Annotated in this window: 20 protein-coding genes; 12 read left to right on the top strand and 8 right to left on the bottom strand. The window is 74.7% G+C overall.

The window, feature by feature from the left end; all coding sequences use genetic code 11:
- Positions 1–53: 53 nt before the first annotated feature.
- A complete protein-coding gene (hemA, locus tag ABZY31_RS00085; RefSeq protein WP_356402805.1) occupies positions 54–1,271 on the bottom strand; it encodes a 5-aminolevulinate synthase in 1,218 nt (405 codons plus the stop codon).
- A 60-nt stretch (positions 1,272–1,331) separates the two neighbouring features.
- Complete coding sequence (locus ABZY31_RS00090) at positions 1,332–1,475, bottom strand: hypothetical protein (RefSeq protein WP_356402808.1); 144 nt, start codon at positions 1,473–1,475, stop codon at positions 1,332–1,334.
- A 132-nt stretch (positions 1,476–1,607) separates the two neighbouring features.
- On the opposite strand from ABZY31_RS00090, the gene ABZY31_RS00095 reads away from it, so the two are divergent.
- A complete protein-coding gene (locus tag ABZY31_RS00095; protein WP_356402811.1) occupies positions 1,608–2,579 on the top strand; it encodes a LuxR C-terminal-related transcriptional regulator in 972 nt (323 codons plus the stop codon).
- 7 nt (positions 2,580–2,586) lie between these two features.
- On the opposite strand, the gene ABZY31_RS00100 is transcribed toward ABZY31_RS00095, so the two are convergent.
- Positions 2,587–3,645, bottom strand: a complete 1,059-nt coding sequence (locus ABZY31_RS00100) for a phosphotransferase (RefSeq protein ID WP_356402813.1) — start codon at positions 3,643–3,645, stop codon at positions 2,587–2,589.
- A 151-nt stretch (positions 3,646–3,796) separates the two neighbouring features.
- On the opposite strand from ABZY31_RS00100, the gene ABZY31_RS00105 reads away from it, so the two are divergent.
- The 5 genes from ABZY31_RS00105 (at position 3,797) to ABZY31_RS00125 (ending at position 8,047) form a co-directional block, all read left to right on the top strand.
- A complete protein-coding gene (locus tag ABZY31_RS00105) occupies positions 3,797–3,973 on the top strand; it encodes a hypothetical protein (protein WP_356402815.1) in 177 nt (58 codons plus the stop codon).
- A 194-nt stretch (positions 3,974–4,167) separates the two neighbouring features.
- Positions 4,168–5,112, top strand: coding sequence for an RNA polymerase sigma factor SigJ (gene sigJ, locus ABZY31_RS00110; protein ID WP_356402818.1), 945 nt, complete (start codon positions 4,168–4,170; stop codon positions 5,110–5,112).
- A 123-nt stretch (positions 5,113–5,235) separates the two neighbouring features.
- Positions 5,236–6,441 carry an FAD-dependent oxidoreductase gene (locus tag ABZY31_RS00115; protein ID WP_356402820.1) on the top strand — a complete coding sequence of 402 codons (1,206 nt, stop codon included), beginning with the start codon at positions 5,236–5,238 and terminating at the stop codon, positions 6,439–6,441.
- 68 nt (positions 6,442–6,509) lie between these two features.
- Positions 6,510–7,088 (top strand): helix-turn-helix transcriptional regulator, encoded by a 579-nt coding sequence (locus ABZY31_RS00120; RefSeq protein ID WP_356402823.1) that lies wholly within the window; start codon positions 6,510–6,512, stop codon positions 7,086–7,088.
- Between the two features lie 107 nt (positions 7,089–7,195).
- A complete protein-coding gene (locus tag ABZY31_RS00125) occupies positions 7,196–8,047 on the top strand; it encodes a class I SAM-dependent methyltransferase (protein WP_356402825.1) in 852 nt (283 codons plus the stop codon).
- 71 nt (positions 8,048–8,118) lie between these two features.
- On the opposite strand, the gene ABZY31_RS00130 is transcribed toward ABZY31_RS00125, so the two are convergent.
- Positions 8,119–8,523: a TOBE domain-containing protein gene (locus tag ABZY31_RS00130; RefSeq protein WP_356402828.1), complete on the bottom strand. Its 405-nt coding sequence runs from the start codon at positions 8,521–8,523 to the stop codon at positions 8,119–8,121.
- 151 nt (positions 8,524–8,674) lie between these two features.
- Here ABZY31_RS00130 and ABZY31_RS00135 point away from each other — a divergent pair, with 151 nt between their 5' ends.
- Complete coding sequence (locus ABZY31_RS00135; protein ID WP_356402830.1) at positions 8,675–11,485, top strand: BTAD domain-containing putative transcriptional regulator; 2,811 nt, start codon at positions 8,675–8,677, stop codon at positions 11,483–11,485.
- 221 nt (positions 11,486–11,706) lie between these two features.
- Entirely contained in the window at positions 11,707–12,423 is a 717-nt protein-coding gene (locus ABZY31_RS00140; protein ID WP_356402833.1) for a DUF4232 domain-containing protein, read from the top strand.
- A gap of 106 nt (positions 12,424–12,529) precedes the next feature.
- Here ABZY31_RS00140 and ABZY31_RS00145 read toward each other — a convergent pair whose 3' ends face one another.
- Positions 12,530–13,606, bottom strand: coding sequence for a serine hydrolase domain-containing protein (locus ABZY31_RS00145; protein WP_356402835.1), 1,077 nt, complete (start codon positions 13,604–13,606; stop codon positions 12,530–12,532).
- Positions 13,607–13,909: 303 nt separating this feature from the next.
- Between ABZY31_RS00145 and ABZY31_RS00150 the strand changes: the two genes are divergently transcribed.
- Positions 13,910–15,442, top strand: coding sequence for an alkaline phosphatase (locus ABZY31_RS00150; RefSeq protein WP_356402838.1), 1,533 nt, complete (start codon positions 13,910–13,912; stop codon positions 15,440–15,442).
- A 71-nt stretch (positions 15,443–15,513) separates the two neighbouring features.
- Positions 15,514–16,068, top strand: coding sequence for a hypothetical protein (locus ABZY31_RS00155; protein WP_356402841.1), 555 nt, complete (start codon positions 15,514–15,516; stop codon positions 16,066–16,068).
- Between the two features lie 58 nt (positions 16,069–16,126).
- Here ABZY31_RS00155 and ABZY31_RS00160 read toward each other — a convergent pair whose 3' ends face one another.
- From ABZY31_RS00160 to sigK, 3 genes are all read right to left on the bottom strand, one after another.
- Positions 16,127–17,701 (bottom strand): alpha/beta hydrolase, encoded by a 1,575-nt coding sequence (locus tag ABZY31_RS00160; protein ID WP_356402844.1) that lies wholly within the window; start codon positions 17,699–17,701, stop codon positions 16,127–16,129.
- A 120-nt stretch (positions 17,702–17,821) separates the two neighbouring features.
- Positions 17,822–18,589 carry an anti-sigma factor gene (locus ABZY31_RS00165; protein ID WP_356402847.1) on the bottom strand — a complete coding sequence of 256 codons (768 nt, stop codon included), beginning with the start codon at positions 18,587–18,589 and terminating at the stop codon, positions 17,822–17,824.
- A complete protein-coding gene (gene sigK / locus ABZY31_RS00170) occupies positions 18,586–19,110 on the bottom strand; it encodes an ECF RNA polymerase sigma factor SigK (protein WP_356403646.1) in 525 nt (174 codons plus the stop codon). Before sigK ends, ABZY31_RS00165 begins: the two co-directional genes overlap by 4 nt.
- 479 nt (positions 19,111–19,589) lie before the next feature.
- Between sigK and ABZY31_RS00175 the strand changes: the two genes are divergently transcribed.
- Positions 19,590–20,744 carry a molybdopterin-dependent oxidoreductase gene (locus ABZY31_RS00175; protein WP_356402850.1) on the top strand — a complete coding sequence of 385 codons (1,155 nt, stop codon included), beginning with the start codon at positions 19,590–19,592 and terminating at the stop codon, positions 20,742–20,744.
- Between the two features lie 29 nt (positions 20,745–20,773).
- On the top strand, positions 20,774–21,424 hold the full coding sequence (locus tag ABZY31_RS00180; RefSeq protein WP_356402853.1) for a fasciclin domain-containing protein: 651 nt from the start codon (positions 20,774–20,776) through the stop codon (positions 21,422–21,424).
- Positions 21,425–21,508: the final 84 nt, after the last annotated feature.

Consider the following 21,508-nt stretch of genomic DNA (forward strand, 5'->3'; position numbering starts at 1 on the left):
TCCTTGATGCGCTGGAATGCTCTGAAAGTGGAAGGGAAAAGCTGCCGGGGGCGCTATCGAACGTCGTCGATGCAGGCGCGCAGGGCGCGGACGAATCCCTCGATGTCCTCGCGGGTACGGAACGGAGCGACCGTGACCCGGAAGCGCTCGCCCCCCTTCGCGACGGACGGGAAGTTGATGGGCTGGACGTAGATGCCGTACTCGTCCAAGAGACGGCGCGAGATCCTTTTGACCCGCTCACCCCCCGGGACCAGCACCGGGACCAGGTGGCTGGGGGCGTCGATGAAGTCGATGCGCGCCTCGCGCAGGAGGCTCCGCATGAGTTTGGCGTTCTCCCGCAGCTGCAGGCGCAGTTCCGTCCCCGCCGCGCCCTGGATCACGTCGAGGCTCTGCTGGGTGGCGTCCAGACTGGAACGCGGAATCGTGGTGGTGAAGATGAATCCGGGCGCGTGGGACCGCACGTAGTCGAGGGCGGTGTCGGGGCCCGCGACGTATCCTCCGGTCGTACCGATGGCCTTTCCGAAAACACCTTGCACGAACGTCGCCCTGTGTTCTCCGATCTCCTCGCAAATCCCGGCTCCCGACGGGCCGTTCACGCCGATCGCATGGGTCTCGTCGAGGTAGGTCATGGCGTGGTGGCGCTCGGCCAGGTCGCAGATCTCGGCGACGGGTGCGATATCGCCGTCCATCGAGTAGACGGATTCGAAGACGATCAGCTTCGGCCGCTCAGCCGGGTACTGGCCCATGAGCGCGTCCAGCGCGGCGACGTCATTGTGCGGGAATATGTGCCGGCGATTACTGGAGGCGCGGATTCCCTCGATCAGCGACCGGTGGTTGAGCGAGTCGGAAAAGACCACCATGTCCGGTACGGCCGCCAGCAGCGTCGTCAGCATTTCGAAGTTGGCCACGTATCCGCTGGTGAATATCAGAGCACGGTCCTTCCCGTGCCACGCGGCGAGCCGGGCCTCCAGCGCGACGTGCGCCTCACTGGTGCCCGCGATGTTGCGGGAGCCGCCGTTGCCGGTGCCGTGCCGCCGGGTGGAGGCGACCTGGGCGTCCATGACCTGCACGTTCTGGCTCATGCCCAGGTAGTCGTTGGTGCACCAGACCTGGACGCGCTCGCCCCGGTGCATGGCGTGGCCGGGCTGATCGGCCAGGTACGAGCAGGGGGTGAATTCTCGGTACAGCCCCGAGCTCCTCAGGCCTGCCAGTCGCTCTTCCAGCCCGTTGAAGACGGACAGGGGTGATGCGGACACGGGAAGGACGGACATGTCTCTCCTGTAACTAGAATTTAATGGTCCAGGGACGGGGCAGGTGGTCAGCCGGCCCGGTCAGCCCCACTGCGAGTCACTCATCAAGGCGACGGAGACGACCTCTCCCTGCGGTGCGGATTCGCTGCCGGCGACCACGCCTAGAGTCGCGAGAACCGTCACGGCGAGTGCGCCGATGAGCTGCTGGAAAGTCGTCTTGAACATTTGTCCCCCTGATGAGTGCTGCGCCGCCGGTTTTCTCCGGCCCGTGACAGGAATCATGTGCCGAGCTTCTCGCCGAAAACAGGGATATCCGGGAGCATGATCACGCAATGCAGAGACTTGAAGGATGGAAAAATGTGCGTCAAACCGGGCAAAACAGCAAATGTTCCGTCTGTCGAGCTCTGCGTTGAGGGACTGGCCTTCTACGAGGACGTCGTCCGGGGTGACCTCTCGGGGCGGGACTGCCCGCAGTGCCTGCTGGACCTGGGGCTCCTGCAGACGCTGCCCGACGGAGGGCTGATGCCCCTGCCCCCGGGACTCGCGGCCAACGGCGTCATGCGCCTGCTGGAGACGGACATCGAGGAGAAGCAGCGCGCTCTGGCGGCGGCCCGGACCGCCGTGCACCAGGCCGAGGTGGTCTATCGCGCGCACACCCGCACCGACACGGGCATCCGCGCGATCAGCGGCGCGGACGCCATCAGCGCCACGCTGTCCTCGGTCGTGCTGTCCTGCGGGGAGGAACTGCTGACCGCCCAGCCCGGCGGCGGCCGACCGGCGGACCTGCTGGAGAAGGCCCTCGCCAGCGACGTGGCGGCCCTGGAACGCGGCGTCCGCCAGCGCACCATCTACCAGCACACGGTCCGCTCCCACGCACCGACGCTCGCCTACGTCGAGCAGATCTCGGTCGCGGGCGCCGAGATCCGCACCCTGGACGAAGTGTTCGACCGGCTGATCGTGTGCGACCGCAAGATCGCCTTCGTCCCCGATCCGGGCGAGGTACGGCGTGACCTCGCCCTGGTCATCGAGCACCCCGGGATGATCCGGTACCTCGTCGGCATCTTCGACAAGTCATGGGAACGCGCGGCTCCCCTGCGGCACACCCCCACGGAACACCGCCCGCCCCTGCTCACCGACGAGACGCGCCGGGCGGTCCTGCACCTGATGGTGAACGGCTACACCGACGAGGCCATCGCCGGCCGCCTCGGCATGAGCGCCCGCACGGTGGCCACGCACGTCCGCAAGGCGTCGGAACAACTGGGCAGCCGCAGCCGCGCCCAGCTGGCGTACCTCGTCGCGAGGAGCAACATTTTGGACGAGGATCCGTAGGAGCGTCCTAGTCCCAGATGTCGGTGTCGGTCGGGGGCAGGGGCCGCAGGGTGGGCCATTGGGCGAGGAGGCGGGTGGCGAGGGTGGTGCTGAGGTGGCCCAGGGCGTGGAGGTGGTCGTGGGTGCGGGTCAGGCCGGCCACCGCGCGCAGGCGGTGGAGCAGGCGCTCGCGGGCGGAGACGTAGCCCCACTCGAAGTCCTCGGTGGGGATGCGGGCGAGGTGGTCGACCGTGCCGCGGTGGGCCCGTTCGACGAGGGCGTCGCCCTGGATCAGCCAGGCCGCGCACGCGTCGGCGAGGTCACCCGGGACGTCCTTGCCGGTGAGGTCGCGCCAGGTCGTCCGGTAGACGTCCTCGGCCTCCGCGAGCGGGGCCGGGGCGACCGACATGGCACATCCGCAGGTGGGGAAGCCGATGCGGAGGTAGGCCAGTTCCATCAGGCCGTTGCCGAGCGAGGCCCGCTCGAAGTCGATGAAGCGGAGGCCGTCGGCGCTGTACAGGTCGTTGCCGGGACAGGGGTCGCCGTGCAGCAGTGCGTGGTGCCCGGCGGGGTCCAAGCGGTCCAACAGGGCGGCGAGTTCGTCGGGGACCGCCGGCGGGACGGGCACGTCCAGTGCCCGGGCCAGGGCGAGGAAGGACTCCGCGTCGGCGGCCGTGGGCCCCGACCAGGCCGGCAGCGCGCCCGCGTCGGCGGGGCCCGTCAGGGCGTGCAGCCGGGCCAGCGACTCGGCGTACCCCGGCATCCAGTCGGCCGTCCTGCCCAGGTCGTCCACGTGCTCCATGACCAGCACCCGCGAGGGCGGGTCCGTGGCCAGCAGCGCGGGGGCCACGGCGGGTCCGGCGGCCCGGCCCGCCAGCCGCAGGGCGGCGACCTCGCGCGCGAAGCGGGTGGGGGCGTCGGCGTCCGCGTCACCGACGTCGGTGATCTGCTTGACGATCACCAGCTGACCGTCGGCCACCCGCACCCGCCACACCCGTGAACGGGGGCTGCTCTCCAGGAGTTTGCTCTGGTCCGGGGTGCCCACGGTGGTGAGCAGCGCCTCGTTGAAGGGGACAGGATTCGGCATGCCGGTGAGCGTATCCGCCGGTCAGCGCATGCGCGCGGGCCTTTTCCCGGGCACTGACGCCGAGCACTGACAAAGGGTCCGGACCCGGGCCGGGACCCCTTGTCAGTGCCCTGGCCTAGCGTCAGATCATGACGAAAAGACCCTCTGACGCGTGGCGTTCGCAGAAGGCCGAGCGGGCCCGCAAGGTGGCGGCCGGGGAGAGGAGCGGGAGCAGCTGTGCGACTACATCGACCGCAGCCTGACCGGGAGCGGTGTGGACGTGACCGCGCTCGCGGCGAGGCGGGGCATCGACCGGTCGGAGATAACCGACCGGTGGCGCGACTGGTGACGACGCCCGCACGGCCGGGTCCCAGCAGCCGCCGGAGGGGCCGGACGCGCCGATCGTGAGGGCGGGCGGGGCCGCGCAGCAGCCACCGGCGGGGGCTCCGGTGGCTGCTGCGGATCCGGGCTGACCCCGTCCCGCTGCCCCCTTCCCGCCGACCTCCCCACCGCGGCACCCCGGAGGCGCTTAGGATCGCGGCCATGGCGCTGACCGTGAGTGACGTCGACCGTTTCGAGGCTGCCCGGCCCCGGCTGGAGGCCATCGCCTACCGGCTGCTCGGCTCGGCGAGCGAGGCGGAGGACGCCGTCCAGGAAACCTTCCTGCGCTGGCAGGCGGCCGATGTCGGGCGGATCGAGGTGCCCGAGGCCTGGCTGACGAAGGTCCTCACCAACTGGTGCCGCAACCAGCTCACTTCGGCCCGCGCCCGGCGCGAGACGTACGTCGGCAGGTGGCTCCCCGAGCCGCTGCTCGGCGGGGACCCGATGCTCGGCCCGGCCGACACCGCCGAGCAGCGGGATTCCGTGTCGTACGCCGTCCTCGTCCTGCTGGAGCGCCTGTCGCCCGACGAGCGGGCGGTGTACGTGCTGCGCGAGGCCTTCGGCCACCGGCACCGGGAGATCGCCGAGATCCTGGAGATCACCGAGTCCGCCGCCCAGCAGATCTACCACCGGGCCAAGAAGCACATCGCGGACGGCCGGGCGCGCACCGAGACCGACGGGGCCACCGCCCGCAGGATCGTCGAGGAGTTCCTGGCCGCGGCGACCAGCGGCCGGACCGAACCGCTCCTGCGCCTGCTCACCCAGGACGCCGTCTCGGTGGGCGACGGCGGCGGGAAGGTCCCGGCCCGCGCGAAGGCGTTCGAGGGCGCGCTCGCGGTCGCCACGTTCCTGCGCGGCCTGTTCAAGCCCAGCGCGGCCAAGCGGGCCCACATCGGCGGCGCGGCCGACTTCCACGCCACGACCGCCAACGGCGGGCCCGCGCTCCTGGCGGTCGTGGACGGCCGGGTCGCCGGGGTCATCTGCCTGGAGGTCACCGCGCAGGGCATCAGCGCGGTCCGCAGCCAGGTCAATCCGGACAAGCTCGTCCGCGCGACCGAACGGTGGGCCGCCGACGGCCGCGGCGAGGCTCCGCTCCACACCCTCTGACGCCGGGCCGCGATGATGTGACGCAGACCACAGTTTCCACCTGTCAGGGAACGGCCGGCTGTCCGGTTCAAGGGGCGAAACCCTGCCGGACCACGGCAGCCCCGCCCAGACAGGAGCACGGACATGGAGCACCGCATCGTCGTCCTCGGAGCCGGCTACACCGGGGCCCTCGTCGCCGGCCGCCTCGCCAAGCGGCTGCACTCCGACGGCGTCGGCATCACCCTCGTCAACCCCGAGCCCGACTTCGTCGAGCGCGTCCGGCTGCACCAGCTCGCGGCCGGCCAAGAGCTGCGGCCCCGCCCGCTCGCGCAGATGTTCGCGGGCACGGGCGTGGTGCTGAAGCTCGCGACGGTCACCGCCGTGGACGTGGACCGCAGGATGGTGACCGTCGCCCCCGCGAACGGCACCGGACCGCAGGAGCAACTGGCCTACGACACCCTGGTCTACGCCCTCGGCAGCGGCTGGAACGACGGGGGCGTCCCCGGCGCCGCCGCCCACGCCCACGAGGTCGCCGGCCGCCCCGGCGCCCTCCGCCTGCGCGCGCGCCTGGCCGCCCTGGAGGCCGGCCGGCCCGTGGTCGTGGTAGGGGGCGGTCTGACGGGCCTGGAGGCCGCGACCGAGATCGCCGGGGCGCGCCCCGACCTCGACGTGGCCCTCGCCGCCCAGGGCGCCCTCGGTGACTGGCTCTCCGCGAAGGGCCGCGCCCACCTGCGCAAGGTGGTGGCCGGGCTCGGCATCACGGTCCACGACCACACCGCGGTCAGCGCCGTGGCGGCGGACGGCGTGACGACCGCCGACGGCCGGGTCCTGCCCGCCGCGGTCACGGTCTGGACCGCCGGTTTCGCCGCGCACCCCATCGCCCGGGCCACCGCCCTGGAACTCGGCGACGACGGCCGCATCCTGGTCGACACCACGATGCGCTCGGTCTCCCACCCGGACGTCTACGTCGTGGGCGACGCGGCGCTGGCGACCCGCCCGGACGGCACGCCGCTGCGCATGGCCTGCGCCACGGGCGTCCCCATGGCCTGGCAGGCCGCCGACGCCCTCGCGGCCCGCCTCACCGGCGCCAAGGTCCCCCGCACCGCGATCCGCTACGCCCAGCAGTGCGTCTCCCTCGGCCGCGAGGATGGCCTGATCCAGTTCGTCACCGCCGACGACCGCGCGGTCGACCGCGCCCTGACGGGCCGTGTGGCCGCCCTCTACAAGGAACTCGTCTGCAAGGGCGCGGCCTGGGGCGTCGCCCACCCGACCCTGGGCATGCCCGTCCGGCGCCGCCGGATCGTACGGCAGGAGACCCGCAGCCGGGCCCGGGCGCAGGCCCCGGCCTGACCTCGCCGCACCCCCCGAAGCCGACAGCGGCGCACGGTGCCGGGGGCGTCGTGCGCTCCCGGCATACGATGCCGACCGTGACGCACGACCACGGTGAGCTGGACAGCCTCGTACGCAAGCGGATCCGGGCCCTGCGCGTGGCCCAGGGCTGGTCGCTGGCCGAACTGGCCGCCCGCGCCCACATCAGCCAGTCCACCCTCAGCCGGATCGAGAACGGCGGCCGCCGCCTCGCGCTGGATCAGCTCGTCACCCTCGCCCGCGCCCTGGACACCACCCTGGACCAGCTCGTCGAGACCGGCGCCGACGACGACATCGTCAGCAGCCCGGTGATCGACGCGGCCCACGGCCTCATGCGCTGGTCCATGAAGTCGGACCCGCGCGTGAGCGTGGTGCGCCGGCGGATGACGAACCCGCCCCCCGGCGACCCCGCGACCATGCGGGCCCATCCGGGGCGCGAATGGCTCGTCGTCCTGTCCGGCACCGCGGTGCTGCTGCTGGGGAACCGGCGCGTGCGGGTGGAGACGAACCAGGCGGTGGAGTTCCCCACGATGCTGCCGCACGCCATCGGAGCCGAGGGCGGCCCCTGCGAGATCCTGGGCATCTTCGACCAGGACGCCCGCCGCGGCCACCAGAGCGGTGACGACTGACGGTTTCCCGGTGCCCGTTTGCGCGTTCGGCAGCCCGCCGGGGCTCCTTCTTGCGGATACAGGGATACGCGATGCCGTAACGGCATCACCGTCCTAGCGTGGGTCCCATGCCCCACGCCTCCCACGCTTCCCCCTCACCTCACGATTTCCACGACCAGACGGAGCTCCTCGACCTGGACGCCGACGTCCTCGCCGGACACACCGCGTCCCTCGTCGCGTGGCTGCCCGTCCCGACCCCGCCGCGCCACATCGTGGACCTGGGCTGCGGCACGGGCGCCGGTACCTTCGCCCTGCTCGCGCGCTTCCCGGAAGCCGAAGTGACGGCCGTCGACGCCTCGGCCGCCCACCTGGACCGCCTGCGCGAGCGGGCCCGGGCGCTCGGCCTGGCCGACCGGGTGCGCACGGTGGCGGCCGACCTCGACGCGAACTGGCCCGGCCTCGGCCGCCCCGCACTCGTCTGGGCGTCGGCCTCCCTGCACCACCTGGCCGACCCCGGCCGCACCCTGCGCGCGGTGCACGGCCTGCTGGCGCCCGGGGGACTCTTCGCCGTCGTCGAGACGGCCGGCTTCCCCCGCTTCCTGCCCGCCGACGCCCCCCGCGATCGGCCCGGCCTGGAGGACCGCTGCCACGCCGCCCTCGCGCACCACCACGCCGAGCGCCTGCCGCACCGCGGCGCCGACTGGGGACCGCTGCTGGCCGCCGCCGGTTTCACCGTCGAGGACGACCGTACGATCACCGCGCGCGTCGACGGCTCCGCCGGCTCGGGCGGCGAAGCGGTCGGCCGCTACGCGCTGAGCGCCCTGGGACGGCTGCGCGCCGCCGCCGCCCACGTCCTCGGCGCCGAGGACCTCGGCGCCCTCGACCGGCTGCTCGACACCGGCGGCCCGGGGAGCATCCTGCACCGCGACGACCTCGCGGTCCGCACCGAACGCACCGTCTGGGCCGCCCGCCGCGCCTGACGCCACACCCGAGGCCGCACCCGGATCCGTGCCGAACGCCCCGGCGCCCTGTCAGGTGCGGTCACGCCCGGTCAGGCGCGGTCGATGTGGACGCTGGTGGACTTCACCCGGGCCGTGGCCCGCATGCCCACTTCGAGCCCCATCTCCTCGACGGCTTCGCGGGTCAGCAGCGAGACCAGGCGGTGCGGCCCCGCCTGGATGTCCACCTGCGCCGCGACGTCGCCCAGTTTCACGGCTGTGATGATCCCCGGAAAGGAGTTCCGGACGGAGCTGTGGACCTGCTCCTCCCCGTCCTGGTCGCGCTGCGCCAGATCGACGGCGAACGCCGCGAGGTCACGGCCGTCGATGAGCCGGCGCCCCGATCCGTCGGGGCCCTCGCGGAACGTGGGCACCTTGCCCGCGTCGGCCCAGCGGCGGGCGGTGTCCGTACTGACGCCCAGGAGACGCGCGGCCTGACCCACGGTGTAGTGCTGCATGGGCGACACGTTAGGGACGTGCGGACCGCATCGGCAATACGAGCGGACCGACGCCGCCCCCGCACGGGCGCCGGGCCCCGTCGGCGGGGCGCGGCGGCCCCGGATCCTGACGATATGCTGGCGTTTCTTTGCTTCCGGGGGGTGCAAGCAGGTGGAGTTCCGGCTGCTCGGATCGGTGTCCGTCGCCACGGAGGCGGGGGCCCTGCCGCTCGGCCCGGCCAAGCGGACGAGCCTGCTGGCCGCCCTGCTGCTGCGGCCGAACCATCCCGTCCCGCTGCGCCGGCTCATGGCCTCGCTGTGGGACGGCGAGCCGCCCGCCCGCGCCCGGAGCGTGATCCAGGGGCACGTGTCCCGGCTGCGCACGCTGCTGGACAGCGCCCAAGCCGGTTCCTCCGGCGTCGAGTTGGCGACCGAGGGCGCGGCGTACGTGCTGCGGATGCCCGAGAACCTGCTGGACGCCCACCGCTTCGAGGAGCTGGTCACCCTCGCCCGGGACCAGTCGTCGGTCGGGGACGCGGTGGTCATGTACCAGGAGGCCCTGGCCCTGTGGCAGGGGCCCGCGCTGACCGGCGTCCATCCGACGCCCCCGCTCCAGACGGCCGCCGACGCGCTGGAGGAGCTGCGCCTCACCACGGTCGAGCACCTCGCCGCCGGGTACGGGCGCCTCGGCGCGCACGCGCAGGCGGCAGCCGTGCTGCGGGCCGAGGCGAGCGCCCACCCGCTGCGCGAATCGCTGGCCACCGCCCTGGTGACGGCCCTCCAGCGGGCGGGGCGTCGCTCCGAGGCGCTCGACTGGTTCCACCACACCCGGCGCCTGCTCGCCGAGGAACTCGGCGTCGATCCGGGGCACGAGCTGTGCGACGCCTACGCGGTGGCCCTGCGCGGCCGGAGCGTGCACGAGGTCCACGAGCTGCACCGCGGCGGCGCGGGCGCCGGTGACCCCGTACCCGCGGGAGCGGCCGCCACGGCCGGGGCCCCGGCGCCGTCCCCCCGCTACGGCGACACCCTCGACCTGCTGCCCCGCGCCCCCCGCGGTTTCCACGGGCGCGCGGCGGAGCTGGCGGCGCTGTCGCGGGCCGCGGCCGCGGAGGCGGCCGTATGCCTGGTGACCGGGCCCGCCGGCGTCGGCAAGAGCGCGCTGGCCGTCCACTGGGCGCACCTGCACCACGAGCGGTTCCCGGACGGCCGGCTCCACGCCGACCTGCGCGGATTCAGCGACACCGGGGAGCCCGCGCCGATCGACGTGCTGCGCGAGTTCCTGCTGGCGCTCGGCGTCGCACCGCTGAGCGTCCCGGAGTCGCCGACCCGGGCGGCCGCCCTGTTCCGGTCGCTGACCGCCGGGCGCCGGCTGCTCGTCGTCCTCGACAACGTGCGCGCGTCCGAGCAGGTGCGCCCGCTGCTGCCGGGCGGCAGCGAATGCGTCACCGTCGTCACCAGCCGCCACCGGCTGCGCGGCCTGATCGCCTCGGACGCGGCCCGGCCGGTGCCGCTCGACGTCCTGGGACCGCAGGACGGTACGGACCTGCTCGCCGCGGTGCTCGGCCCGGACCGCGTGCACGCCGAACCGGCGGCCGCCCGGCAGCTGGCCCGGCTGTGCGACGGGCTGCCCCTCGCCCTGCGGGTCGCCGCCGCCCGGCTGGCCGACCAGCCGCACCTGACCCTCGCCGCCATGGCGGCGGAACTCTCCGACACCACGCGCAGGCTGGCCCTGCTCGACGCCGAGGACACCGGGGTCCGGGCCGCCCTGCACCTGTCGGTGCGCCGCCTCCCGCCGGGCGCCGCGCACCAGCTCGCGCACCTGGGCCGGCACCCCGGCACGTACATCGACCGCGGGGTCGCGGCGGCCCTGGCGGGCACCGGCCCGGCCCGGACGGAGGCGGCCCTCGACCAGCTCGCCGCCGCCCACCTGCTGACGTACGCGGCGCCGGGGCGGTGGGCGATGCACGACCTCGTGCGGCTCTACGCCCGCGACATGGAGAGCGGTCCGCACGCGCTGGAGCGCCTGCTCGACCACTACGTCGCCACCGGCCTCGCGGCGGCCCGGGCCGCCGAACGGGACGGGCAGCCGTGCTTCACGACGCCCGGGGACTTCCACCCGTCGCCGGACCCGCGGGAGTTCGCCGACCGCGACGAGGCGATGGCCTGGTACGCGGCCCACCGCGAGGACCTCGCCCTCGCGGCGGCGGCCGCGCACGACGCCGGCCGGCACGGCCGGGCCTGGCGGATCGCGCTGTCCCTGTGGCCGCTGATGGTGTGGCGGGTCCTGGACGGGTGGGCGCCGCTCCTCTACACGGCCCTCGACTCGGCCTGGGCCGACGCGGACCTGGACGGCCAGTCCCGCGTCCTCGCCCTCCTCGGCTGGGTCCTGACCGAGGAGGGGCGGACCGAGGAGGCGCTGCCCCACCTGGAGGCGGCCCCCCTGCTGGCCGCCCGGTCCGGCGACCGCAGCGCCCAGGCCACCGCGCTGGTCAACCTCTCCCTGGCGCAGGCCGCGCTCGGCGAACTCGACCTGGCGGCGCGGGGATGCGTACGGGCGGCCGAGTTGGCCAGGGAGGCCGGCGACCCGACCGCGGAGCGCCTCGCCCTCTACCACCTCTCCCGCCACCAGCTCGATTCCGGGGACTGGAGCCAGGCCCTGGAGAGCACGGCGGCAGCCCGGGCCGTCCGCGCGCCGGACGCGCGGTCCCCCACGCGGGTGCTGCTGCTCGCCGCGACCGGGGAGGCCCTGGTGGGGCTCGGCGAACGGACCGAGGGCATCCGGTGCCTGGACGAGGCGGCGCGGGAGGCCGAGTCGTCGGGGTACGACGAAGGCGCGGAGCGGGCGCTCGGGGCGCTGCTCCAGCTGTCGGCGCACGAGGCGGGGGCGGCCGGTCGGCGGGACGGGGCGCAGGACCCGGCGGGCGACGCCGGGTACCGCGCCCGGTACGACAAGGTGCGCGCGCGGCAGACCGTACGGGCGTGAGAGGGCGTACGGTCCTGGGGTGAGCGGGCGCACCGCCGCGGCGCGGACGCCGTACGGGGCCGGCTCGCCCGCGTCCGTACGGGTGGACGCGCCCGCGGATCAGGGGGACGTCAGCGGAACGTCAGCGTCGCATGATCACCACGACAGCGGCGCCCGGCACAGTGGTGCTCACGCGGCGAGCTTTCCGCGTGCCGACCGTTCCGCCTTCGGGGAGTTCCCTCATGCGCACCACCCGCCGCCGCCTGCGCACCGCCACCGCCGCCGCCACCGTGACCGCCGGTCTCGTCCTGGCCCTCACCGCGTGCGGCGGCTCGGACGGCGCGGCGGCGAAGCCCGGTGCCGGCCGGAGCGCGGCCCCGGACGCGGCCAAGGGCGGGGACGCGTCGGCCCCGGCCGGCACCGCGGGCGGCGCCTCGGCGTCGGGCGCGGGAACGCAGGGCGCCAGCGGCACCCCGGTGAAGAGCGGCGCGGGCACGACCGGCGGGAACGACAAGACCGGTGACGCGTACGCGTACTCCCACCCCTGTGCGGCGAAGAGCCTGACCGTCAAGGTCACCTCCCCGCAGGGCTTCCCGGCTTCCGTCCGCGTCGTCACGGTGACCAACAACGGGTCCGCCTCCTGCGGCCTGGACCACCACCCGACCGTCGGTTTCAGCGCGAAGGGCGCCGCGCTCGGCATCGAAGCCGCCGCCCCCGGCGGTCTGGGCGGCGCACCCGCGTACCCGCTGCGCCCCGGCGCCACCGCCTACGCGGCCGTGAACCTCGACCCCTCGGGCGGCACCGGCCCCTCCGCCGACGAGATCAGCGTCCTGGCCGACGCCGCGCACATGGCGAACGCGGACGGCGTCAGCCTCCCGCTGGCCGAGCCGGGCACCGTCGCCAAGCCGAAGGTCGGCCTGTACCGCGCCGGCGCGCGCGAATCGCTCGGCACCCTCTGAGCGCGCGGTAGCGCTCAGCCCCTGAACCCTCCGGGCCCCCGACACCCCCGACGGTCCCCGGAGCCCGCACACCCCCCGGCCGTCGGCCGGGGGGTGTGCGCTGTCGTCAGCGCCCGTGCCCGGGCCCGCCGTCGGGCCCTGCGCTGCGCGTGAGCGTCTTGAGGGCGCGTTCGCGCAGGGGGGCCAGCCGGGTGCGGGCGGCGGCGCCGTTGTGGACCGCGTTGGTGGTGATGACCACGTACCGCCCGCCGGCCGGGGCGAGGAAGAGGCTGGTGCCGGTGAAACCGTGGTGGCAGGCCACGGCGCCCCCGGCGGCCACGATCCATCCCAGGCCGCGCTCCAGACCGGGATCGATCTGCGCCACGGGCACCAGGCTCTGCCGCAGCCAGCCGCCGAGCGTGCTGTCCGGACCGGCGGACAGCAGGTGCTCGGCGTAGGCCGCGAGGTCCGCCGCCGGGGCGAACACGCCCGCGTGACCGGCGACATCGCCCATCACGGCCGCGTTCTCGTCGTGCACCGCGCCCCAGAGCCGGTCGTGCCCGTCGCGGTGCTCGGTCGGCGCGACCTGCGGGGTCTGCGGGAGCGGGCCGTAGGAGGTCCGGTCCATCCCCAGCCCGGCCCAGAGCGCGGCGGCGAGCCGGTCCAGCGGCTCGCCGTGGACGTGCGCGAGGGCCAGGCCGAGCAGGACGTACCCCCGGTTGATGTAGCGGTGGGTGCCGGGGACGTTCTCCAGGGGCTCGCGGAAGATCAGCTCGTGCAGCGGGCGCGCGGTGAGGTCGTACAGGTCGAACCGGGTGGCCGCGCGCAGGCCGGAGGTGTGCGCGAGCAGTTGGCGCACGGTCGCCCCCGCGCCGGGCAGGTGGCCGAGGTCCGGGTCCATCGGCGGCAGGAACTCCCGTACGGGCGCGTCCGGATCGATCAGTCCGGCCGCCACGGCGAGGCCGACGAGCGGCCAGGTCGCGGTGACCTTCGTGAGGGACGCGAGGTCGTAGACCGTGTGCTCGTCGGGGGTCCGCGGGTGGGTGAAGGGGGAGACCACCCCGGCCGACAGGACCGTACGCTCCCCCGCGGCCGTACCGCAGACCACGACCCCGCCCGGACTCGCGCCGTCGGCGACGGCCTCCTCCAGCGCCTCCCGCAGACCGTGGACATCGGCGGTCGTGAAGGGTTCGGCCTCGGTCATCTGCGCCTCCGGTGGGGGTGGGTGGTCTCCTGCGCCCGGGCCGGCCCGCGGACGGCCCGGCGCCTGTCGGCCGGGCTCCTGCCCCCGGCAGCACCACCCTGGCCATCACCGCGACCGGAGCGCGGCAGCCGCGCCGAGCGAACGCTCCGCGTCGTCGATCAGCTCGTCGCACCACGGACCGGAGGCTCGGCCGGCCCGGCGCTGTTCGACTGCGCGTCACCCGGAGAAACCGGCCCGTTCATGTGCCGCTCCTAGCGTCGCAGTGCCCGCACCGTTCATTTCCGAGGGGAAACCTCCCGCATCATGCGACGCAGACCTGCCAAGACGTTGACCGTACTGGCCCTGACCGGCGCCCTGGCCGCCACGACCGCGGCCACCGCCAACTCGGCTCCCCAGCACGGCGACCAGGGGAGGGAGATCCGCAACGTGATCTACCTGCTCGGCGACGGAATGGGCCGCACCCACGTCACGGCCGCCCGCGACCGGTTCTACGGGGCGTCCGGCAAGCTGAACATGGAGACGCTGCCCTTCACCGGCGCGGTCGCCACCTACGCCGTCGAGAAGGGCACCTCCAAGCCCGCGCTCGTCACCGACTCCGCCAGCTCGGCCACCGCGTGGTCGACGGGCGTCAAGACGTACAACGCCGCGCTGAGCGTGGACTCGTACGAGAAGCGCGTCACCACGCTGATGGAGCAGGCCAAGAAGGCCGGCTTCGCCACGGGCAACGTCTCCACCGCCGAGGTCACCGACGCCACCCCGGCCGCACAGTTCAGCCACGCGCTGCTGCGCGGCTGCCAGGGCCCGGTCTACTCCGACGCCGCCTGCCTCCCCAAGAAGGAGGACGGTACCTACGAGAGCGCGCCCGCGGACAAGACGCTGGTCACCCCGATCGCCGAGCAGATCGCGCGCAACGGCACCTCCGACGTCATCCTCGGCGGCGGCCTCGCCCGCTTCGAGCCGGACGACCAGAAGGCCCTCCAGGCCCAGGGCTACCAGGTGCTCGGCAGCTTCGGCGACCCCGCGCTGCCCGCCCAGACCGCCGCCAGCCAGAAGGTCGCCACCAAGACCGACCTGAGCCACGCCAACGGCAAGAAGGTCGTCGGCCTCTTCAACCGCGGCAACCTCACCGTCGAGCAGGCCAAGGCCGGGCTGCCCGCGGACGCCGCGCAGAAGCAGGAGCCGACGCTGGCCGAGATGACCCGCAAGTCGATCTCGCTGCTCGGTGAGCGCGGCGGGTACGACAAGAACAGGAAGGGCTTCCTCCTCCAGGTCGAGGGCGCCCAGATCGACAAGCGGTCGCACGCCAACGACGCCGCCCAGACCCTGGGTGAGATCAAGGCCTTCGACGACGCGGTCAAGGTGGCCACCGACTTCGCGAAGAAGGACGGGCACACCCTGGTCGTCGTCACGGCGGACCACGAGTGCGCCGGCTTCAACATCATCGAGAAGGGCACCTACACCAACGCCGAGGCCCTCGCTCCCCCGGCCAACACGGACGCGGGCAACCCCGCCAACAACAGCGTCACCTCGCGCCCCTCCTCGGGCGCCAAGGACCCGGCGCGCTCGACCGGCGCCGTCAACGGTGCGGGCTCGGGCGACGCGAAGAACTTCGCTCCCGCCACCTTCCGCACCCCGAACGACCCGGCCGACGTCAAGGACGGCAGCCCGGACGCCAGCCTCTGGCTGACCTACCTGTCCGGCAACCACACCGGCGCCGACGTGCCGATCTTCGCGTACGGCCCGAACGGCAGCGCCTTCGCGGCGAGCCAGAACAACACCGAGCTGTACGGCAAGCTGTACCGCTCGCTGTTCGGCAAGTCTCCCCAGCAGCACTGACCCATCGATCGGGCAGCCGGGGCCGGGCGGACCGAGTCCGCCCGGCCCCGGCCCCTTTCAGGAGCGTTCCGATGACCCGTCCCACCCGCCGCACCGCCGGGGCGCTGGCCGCCGCGGCCGCCGTCCTCGTCCTCGCCTCCGGCTGCGCGGGCGGCCCCGCCGCCGACGGCGCCGACCGGGCCGGCGGCTCCGGGGAGGCGGCCGGGTCCGCCGCTCCCGTCGCCATGCCCGCACCGCGCGGGGCGCCCGCGCCCGCCGCCGTACTGGCGCGGCCGGCCGCGGCGGGCGAGGTCCGCGTCGAGGAGGGCCCCTTCACGGACCGGGTCAAGCTGACCTCGCTGAAGCTCACCGGGCAGGGGTCCGTCACCGGGCACCTCGCGATCACCTCCGACGTCAGCGACGTCCTGGCCCTGGAGGTCGGCGCGGCGTACTACGACGCGAACGGCCACCTGCTCGGCACCGCGGCCTTCCCCTACCAGGAGGAGGGCGAGGACGCGCGGGGCGGTGAGCACCACGACGGACCCCGCGCGGCCGGCGGAGGCATCGACTTCACGGTGCCGGCCGGTCGGTTCGCGCAGGCACCGGCGAGCGCGGTGCTCTCCGTGCCGGTCCTCGTCAACGAATAGCGGGGGAGGTGGCCGGGGCATCCCCCGGCCACCTCCCCCGCGGCTACTTCCCCCGCTGCTACTTCCCCGCGGCCGCGGGCCCGCAGTGCGTGTCGGCCGACGGGCGGTGGCCGGTGGTAAGGAAGTCGGTGACGGCGCGGTCCGCGCAGGCGTTGCCGTTGCCGAGGTACACCCCGTGGCCGCCGTGGTCGACGGTGACCAGCCGGGCCCGGGGGCCGAAGGCCTCGCGCATCTTCAGCGCCCCGGCGTAGGGGGTCGCCGGATCGCGCAGGTTCTGGACCATCAGCACGTTCGAGGGACCCCGGCCGGTGATCCGGGTGGGCTCCTCCACCGGCGCGTCCTTCCAGAACGCGCAGGGAGTGATGTTCGCGGGCATGCCCGCGGTGAGCGGGTGCGCGGCCCGGTCGGCGGCCGACGCGCGGGCGTACGCGGCCGTGTCGGCCGGCCACTTCACGTCGTTGCAGATGACCGCAACGGCGACCGCCGCGTCCTCCTCGCGCAGCGGCTGTGCCAGTTCGGGCGGCAGCACCGGGGTCGCGGCCGGGTCCTGGGCCTGCTGGACGAGCCGCGCCAGGCCCGGGAAGGCCGCATCGGTGTACAGGGCGTTCTGCGCGGCCTGGCGCAGCACGTTCCCGGTCAGCGGCGCGCCGCCGGTGGTGGAGGGCCTGGGCGCGCGGTCGAGCGTCGCGGCGAGCGCGAGGAACAGCGGCCGGACCTGGTCGGGCCGCTCCGCGAGCCGCAGGCCCTCGGCCGCGCGGGCCGGATCGGCCGCCCAGGCCGCGAAGTCGGGGAACCGGTCGTCGGCGCCCGGCGCCATGTTCGCGAGCCAGCCGCGCGCCACCCGCGCCGGGTCGGGGTCGCCGCTGCTGTCCAGCACCCAGCGGTCGGTGCGCCCGGGGTGGGTCTGCGCGTAGACGGCGCCCACGTACGCCCCGTACGAAGTCCCCCAGGCCGACAGCTTCCGCTCGCCCAGGGCCTCGCGCAGGCGGTCCATGTCCCGGACCTCGTTGGCGGTGGTGAAACTGCGCAGCACCGCGCCCCCGTTGGCCGCGCAGGCCTCGGCGGTCCGGCGGGAGCGGGCCGTGTTCGCCGCGGTGCCGCCGTCGGCGTCCGGCCAGGACCGCAGCGTGACCAGCCGGCGGTCCTCGGGCGCGAGGCCGCAGCTCGCGGTGGTGCTGGCACCCACACCCCGCGGATCGAAGCCGACCAGGTCGTAGGTGCCCGCCAGTTCCTTGCGCAGCGCCTCGCCCTTCTGGGTCAGCCGCTGTACGCCGGAACCCCCCGGGCCGCCGGGCAGGACCATCAGCGTGCCGCGCCGGGCGCCCGGCCGATCGCTGCGGATCCGGGAGACCGCGAGCGAGAGCCGGCGGCCGCCGGGGTCGTGGTAGTCGAGCGGCACCGGCAGGTCGGCGCACTCCTGGCCGACGGGCCCGCCGGGCTGTTCGCAGGACCGCCAGGCAAGCGCCGACACCCCCGCGCCACCCGTCCCGGTCCCCGCTGCGAGGGCCGGCCGGCCGGTGTCCGCCCGGCCGTCGGCCGCGTCGGCCGAGGGGGCAAAGGCCACGGTCAAGGCGGCGGCGACGGTCACGGCCGAGAGGGCGAGGGTGGCGCTCGTGCGGGTGTAGGTCGTCATGCCCTCAGGGTGGTTCCCGCGGGGCCGCCGTCCCATCCGGCAGGCGGGACGGCCGGGGTGGGGCTAACCCCCCGGGGGCCCCAGGGGGGCGGCCGGGCCCCGCCCCCCGGGGACGACGGCTCACACCGGGAGCGCCATCACCATGAGCGGCGCGGTGGTCGGACGGGGGGAGCCGCCCGCAGGTTCGACGGTGAGCCCGATCGCGGTGGCGTCGCCCACCGCCCCGTCCAGCAGCAGCGCGTGCCCGCCGCCCAGCAGCCCGGCGGAACGCATCGACCCGTGCTCCGAGAACCACAGCTGGTACGTCGTCCCGCTCGGCGTCGGCGGCAGCTGCCCCGCCAGCACCACCGCCCGGTCCCGGGCCGCCGAGGTCACCACGGTGACCCGGTTCCCGCTCGCGGTGCGGCCGGTGGCGGTCCGGGCGTCCGGCGCGGCGAGCACCGCGGCCAGCGCCTCGCTCCGCGCTCCGGCCCGGTCGGCGTCCCGCTGCGCGGACTGGCGCACCCGCTCCGCCAGTTGGGCCCGCCCGTGCTGGTCCAGGGCGACCGCCCCGAAGGCGGCGGCCGCGGCGAGGCTCGCGGCGACCACGAAGACCCCGCCGCGCCGCCGGATCCGGGTCGCGAGCACGGCGTACCGGCCCGGCGCCGGCAGTCGCGGCGGGAGTTGGCGGACGGTGTCGATGCGCTCCAGCACCAACGCCTTGAGTTCCGGCGGCGGGCTCGCGGCGGCCGCCGACGCCAGCCGGGCGGCCGTCGCGGCGAACTCCCGCACCTCCTGGCCGCAGGACGGGCAGTGGTCCAGGTGCCGGGCGAAGGCCTCGTGTTCGTCGGGGGCCAGGGCGTCGAGCGCGTACGCACCGGTGAGGGCGTGCGGGTCTTCGGTCTTCACGTGGTCACCCCCATGCAGTCGCGCAGCCGGATCAGTCCGTCGCGCATTCGGGTCTTGATGGTCGGAAGGGGCGTCCGCAGGGTCTGCGCCACCTCGCGGTAGGTCAGGCCCTGGTAGTAGGCGAGGGTGACGGTCTCCCGCTGGAGTTCGGTCAGCCCGCGCAGGCAGCGGCGTACCTGCTCGCTCTCCAGCCGGGTCTCGACCTGCTCGCTGACCTCGTCGAAGGGCGGGGTGTGCGAGCCGAGCGCGTCCTTGTGGTCGCGGTCCGCGGCCGCCTGCGCGGAGCGCACCCGGTCCACGGCGCGGCGGTGCGCGAGGGTGGCCGTCCAGGCCGCGACGGAGCCCTGCGCGCGCTGGTAGCGGGCGGCTCCGCGCCAGATCTCGATCATCACCTCCTGGGTCACCTCCTCCGACTGGGCCCGGTCCCGCAGGACCTTGAGGACGATGCCGAAGACGGGTCCGGCGATCACGTCGTAGAGGGCGGCGAAGGCGTCCTGGTCGCCGAGCGCGACCCGGGCCATCAGCTCGGCCGGGTCGCGCTCGGCGACCGGGGCGGCGCTCTCGCTCCCGCCGAGGCGGGCCGGGCGGTTCACCGGGCGGCCCTCCGTCGTCGCGGGGCGGCTGGTGGGCGTCCGGTGTGCCCGGCGGACGGTGCGACCTCCGTGGTCGCGGGTCGCTCCGGTCGCGGTGGTCGGGCCGGTCGCACGGTTGGCGCCGGTCGCGCCGGTCGCGCCGGGAACCTTCGGTGGATCGCTTGCATGGGCCGTCCTTCGCGCCGCGCGGCATGGGTGGTGGGGATGGGGTGACGGGTGGCAGGTGGCCGGTGGGGGCGGGGCATCCCGGGTCGTCCCGGGCCTCTCGGGTCACCTGTACTTCGGCGCCGACGCCCCGGCGGATTGCCCCCCGCGCCCGCGAACCGGGCGCGTCAACGGGCGGCCCGCCGGTCGCTCCGCCGGGTGATCCCGAGATCCGCACCCATCCGGGGGGCCCGCGGCGCCGAATGGCAGATGTGACCATCAATCGATCGGCCCTGGAGCGCGGCGCACTCGCCGCGCTGAGCGGCCTGCTGTCCGGCTACACGGCACTGGCGGTCGCGGAACTGCTCGCCTCGTTCGTGCGGCCCCAGGCGGGCCCGGTCACCGCCGTCGGCGGCGCGGCCATCGACCGCACCCCGGCCCCGGTCAATGACTTCGCGATCCGGCACTTCGGGACGGACGACAAGCTCGTCCTCCAGCTCGGCATCGTCACCCCCCTCGGCCTCCTGGCCCTGCTCCTCGGGCTGTTCGCCCTGCACCACCGGCGCGGTGGCGCCGCCGGGGTCCTCGCCTTCGGCGTGCTCGGCGCGGTGGCCGCGCTCAGCCGCCCCGACGCCGCCGGTGTGGCCGCGCTGCCCTCGCTGGTGGGGGCGGCCGCGGGGACCGTGGTCCTGTACGTGCTCGCCGGGCGGCTGACGGCGGCCCGGCCCCGCGCCGGGGCCCGGCCGGCGCAGGCCCCGGGCCGCTTCGACCGGCGCGGTTTCCTGCTCGTCGCGGGGGCCCCGACCGTCGTCGCCGCCGGTGCGGGCGCGCTGGGGCGCGTCCTGAGCGGACGGCGCGGCCAGGGCGCGGTTGCCTCCCGGGACGCCGTACGGCTGCCCGCGCCCGCTTCCCCGGCCGCGGCGCTACCGGCCCGGGTCGCCCTGCGGATCCCCGGGATCAGCCCCTTCACCACGCCGAACGCCGACTTCCACCGGGTGGACACCGCGCTCGTCGTGCCGAAGACCGACACCGATACCTGGCGGCTGCGGCTGCACGGCACGGGCGTGGCCCGACCGCGCTCGTACTCCTACCAGGAGCTGCTCGGCCGGGACCTGATCGAACGCGACATCACCCTGACCCGCGTCTCCAACGAGGTCGGCGGGCCGTACGCGGGCACCGCCCGCCGGCTCGGCGTCCCGCTGGCCGACCTCCTCCGCGAGGCGGACGTACGGGCCCCCTCGCGCGGCGGGCGCGCCGACCAGCTGGTGGCCCGCTCGGTCGACGGGATGACCCCGGGCGGCCACACCCTCACCGTCCGCGCCACCGACGGAGCCGGCCCGCTCCAGACCGAGCGGCGCACCCAGACCATTCCCGACGGAGCGGGCGGCTGGCACAGCGTCTTCGTCACCTCCGGCTAACCACCCCAACCACCTCTTTGGAGAACGTCATGACCACTCTTCGTTTCCGCCGTACCGCCCTCGCCGTGGCCACCGCGGCCGTACTGCCCTTCGCCCTCGCCGCCTGCTCCGACTCGGGCAAGGACAGCGCGTCGGGCCCGGCCGCCGCCGACTCGCAGAGCGCCGCTCCCGCCACGTCCGCCGCCGCGGACGGTGCGATGACCGCGGACAAGCCGTTCGGTCCGGCGTGTGCAGGCGTCCCGGCCACCGGCGCGGGCAGCTTCGACGGGATGGCCAAGGACCCGGTCGCCACGGCCGCCTCCCACAACCCGGCCCTGTCCACCCTGGTCACGGCCGTCAAGCAGGCGGGCCTGGTCGACACCCTCAACAACGCCAAGGACCTCACCGTCTTCGCCCCGACGAACGAGGCCTTCGCCAAGATCCCGAAGGCGGACCTGGACAAGGTCCTCGCTGACAAGGAGATGCTGACCAAGATCCTCACGTACCACGTGGTGGGTCAGAAGCTCACGCCGAAGCAGCTGGAGAACGGCTCCTTCGACACCCTGGAGAAGGACAAGGTCACCACCACCGGGTCCGGCACCTCCTACCAGGTCAACGGCACCAGCAACGTGGTCTGCGGCAACGTCCCGACCGCCAACGCGACCGTCTACATCGTCGACACCGTCCTGATGCCCAAGTAGCGGCCGGGGGGGAAGGACCCCGCAGGGAACCGAGCGCGCCCGGAGGGCCGGTCACCGACAATGGCGACCGGCTCTTCGGCATGG

The organism is Streptomyces sp. NPDC006529 (assembly GCF_040611795.1).
In the GTDB taxonomy this organism is placed as follows: Bacteria; Actinomycetota; Actinomycetes; order Streptomycetales; family Streptomycetaceae; genus Streptomyces.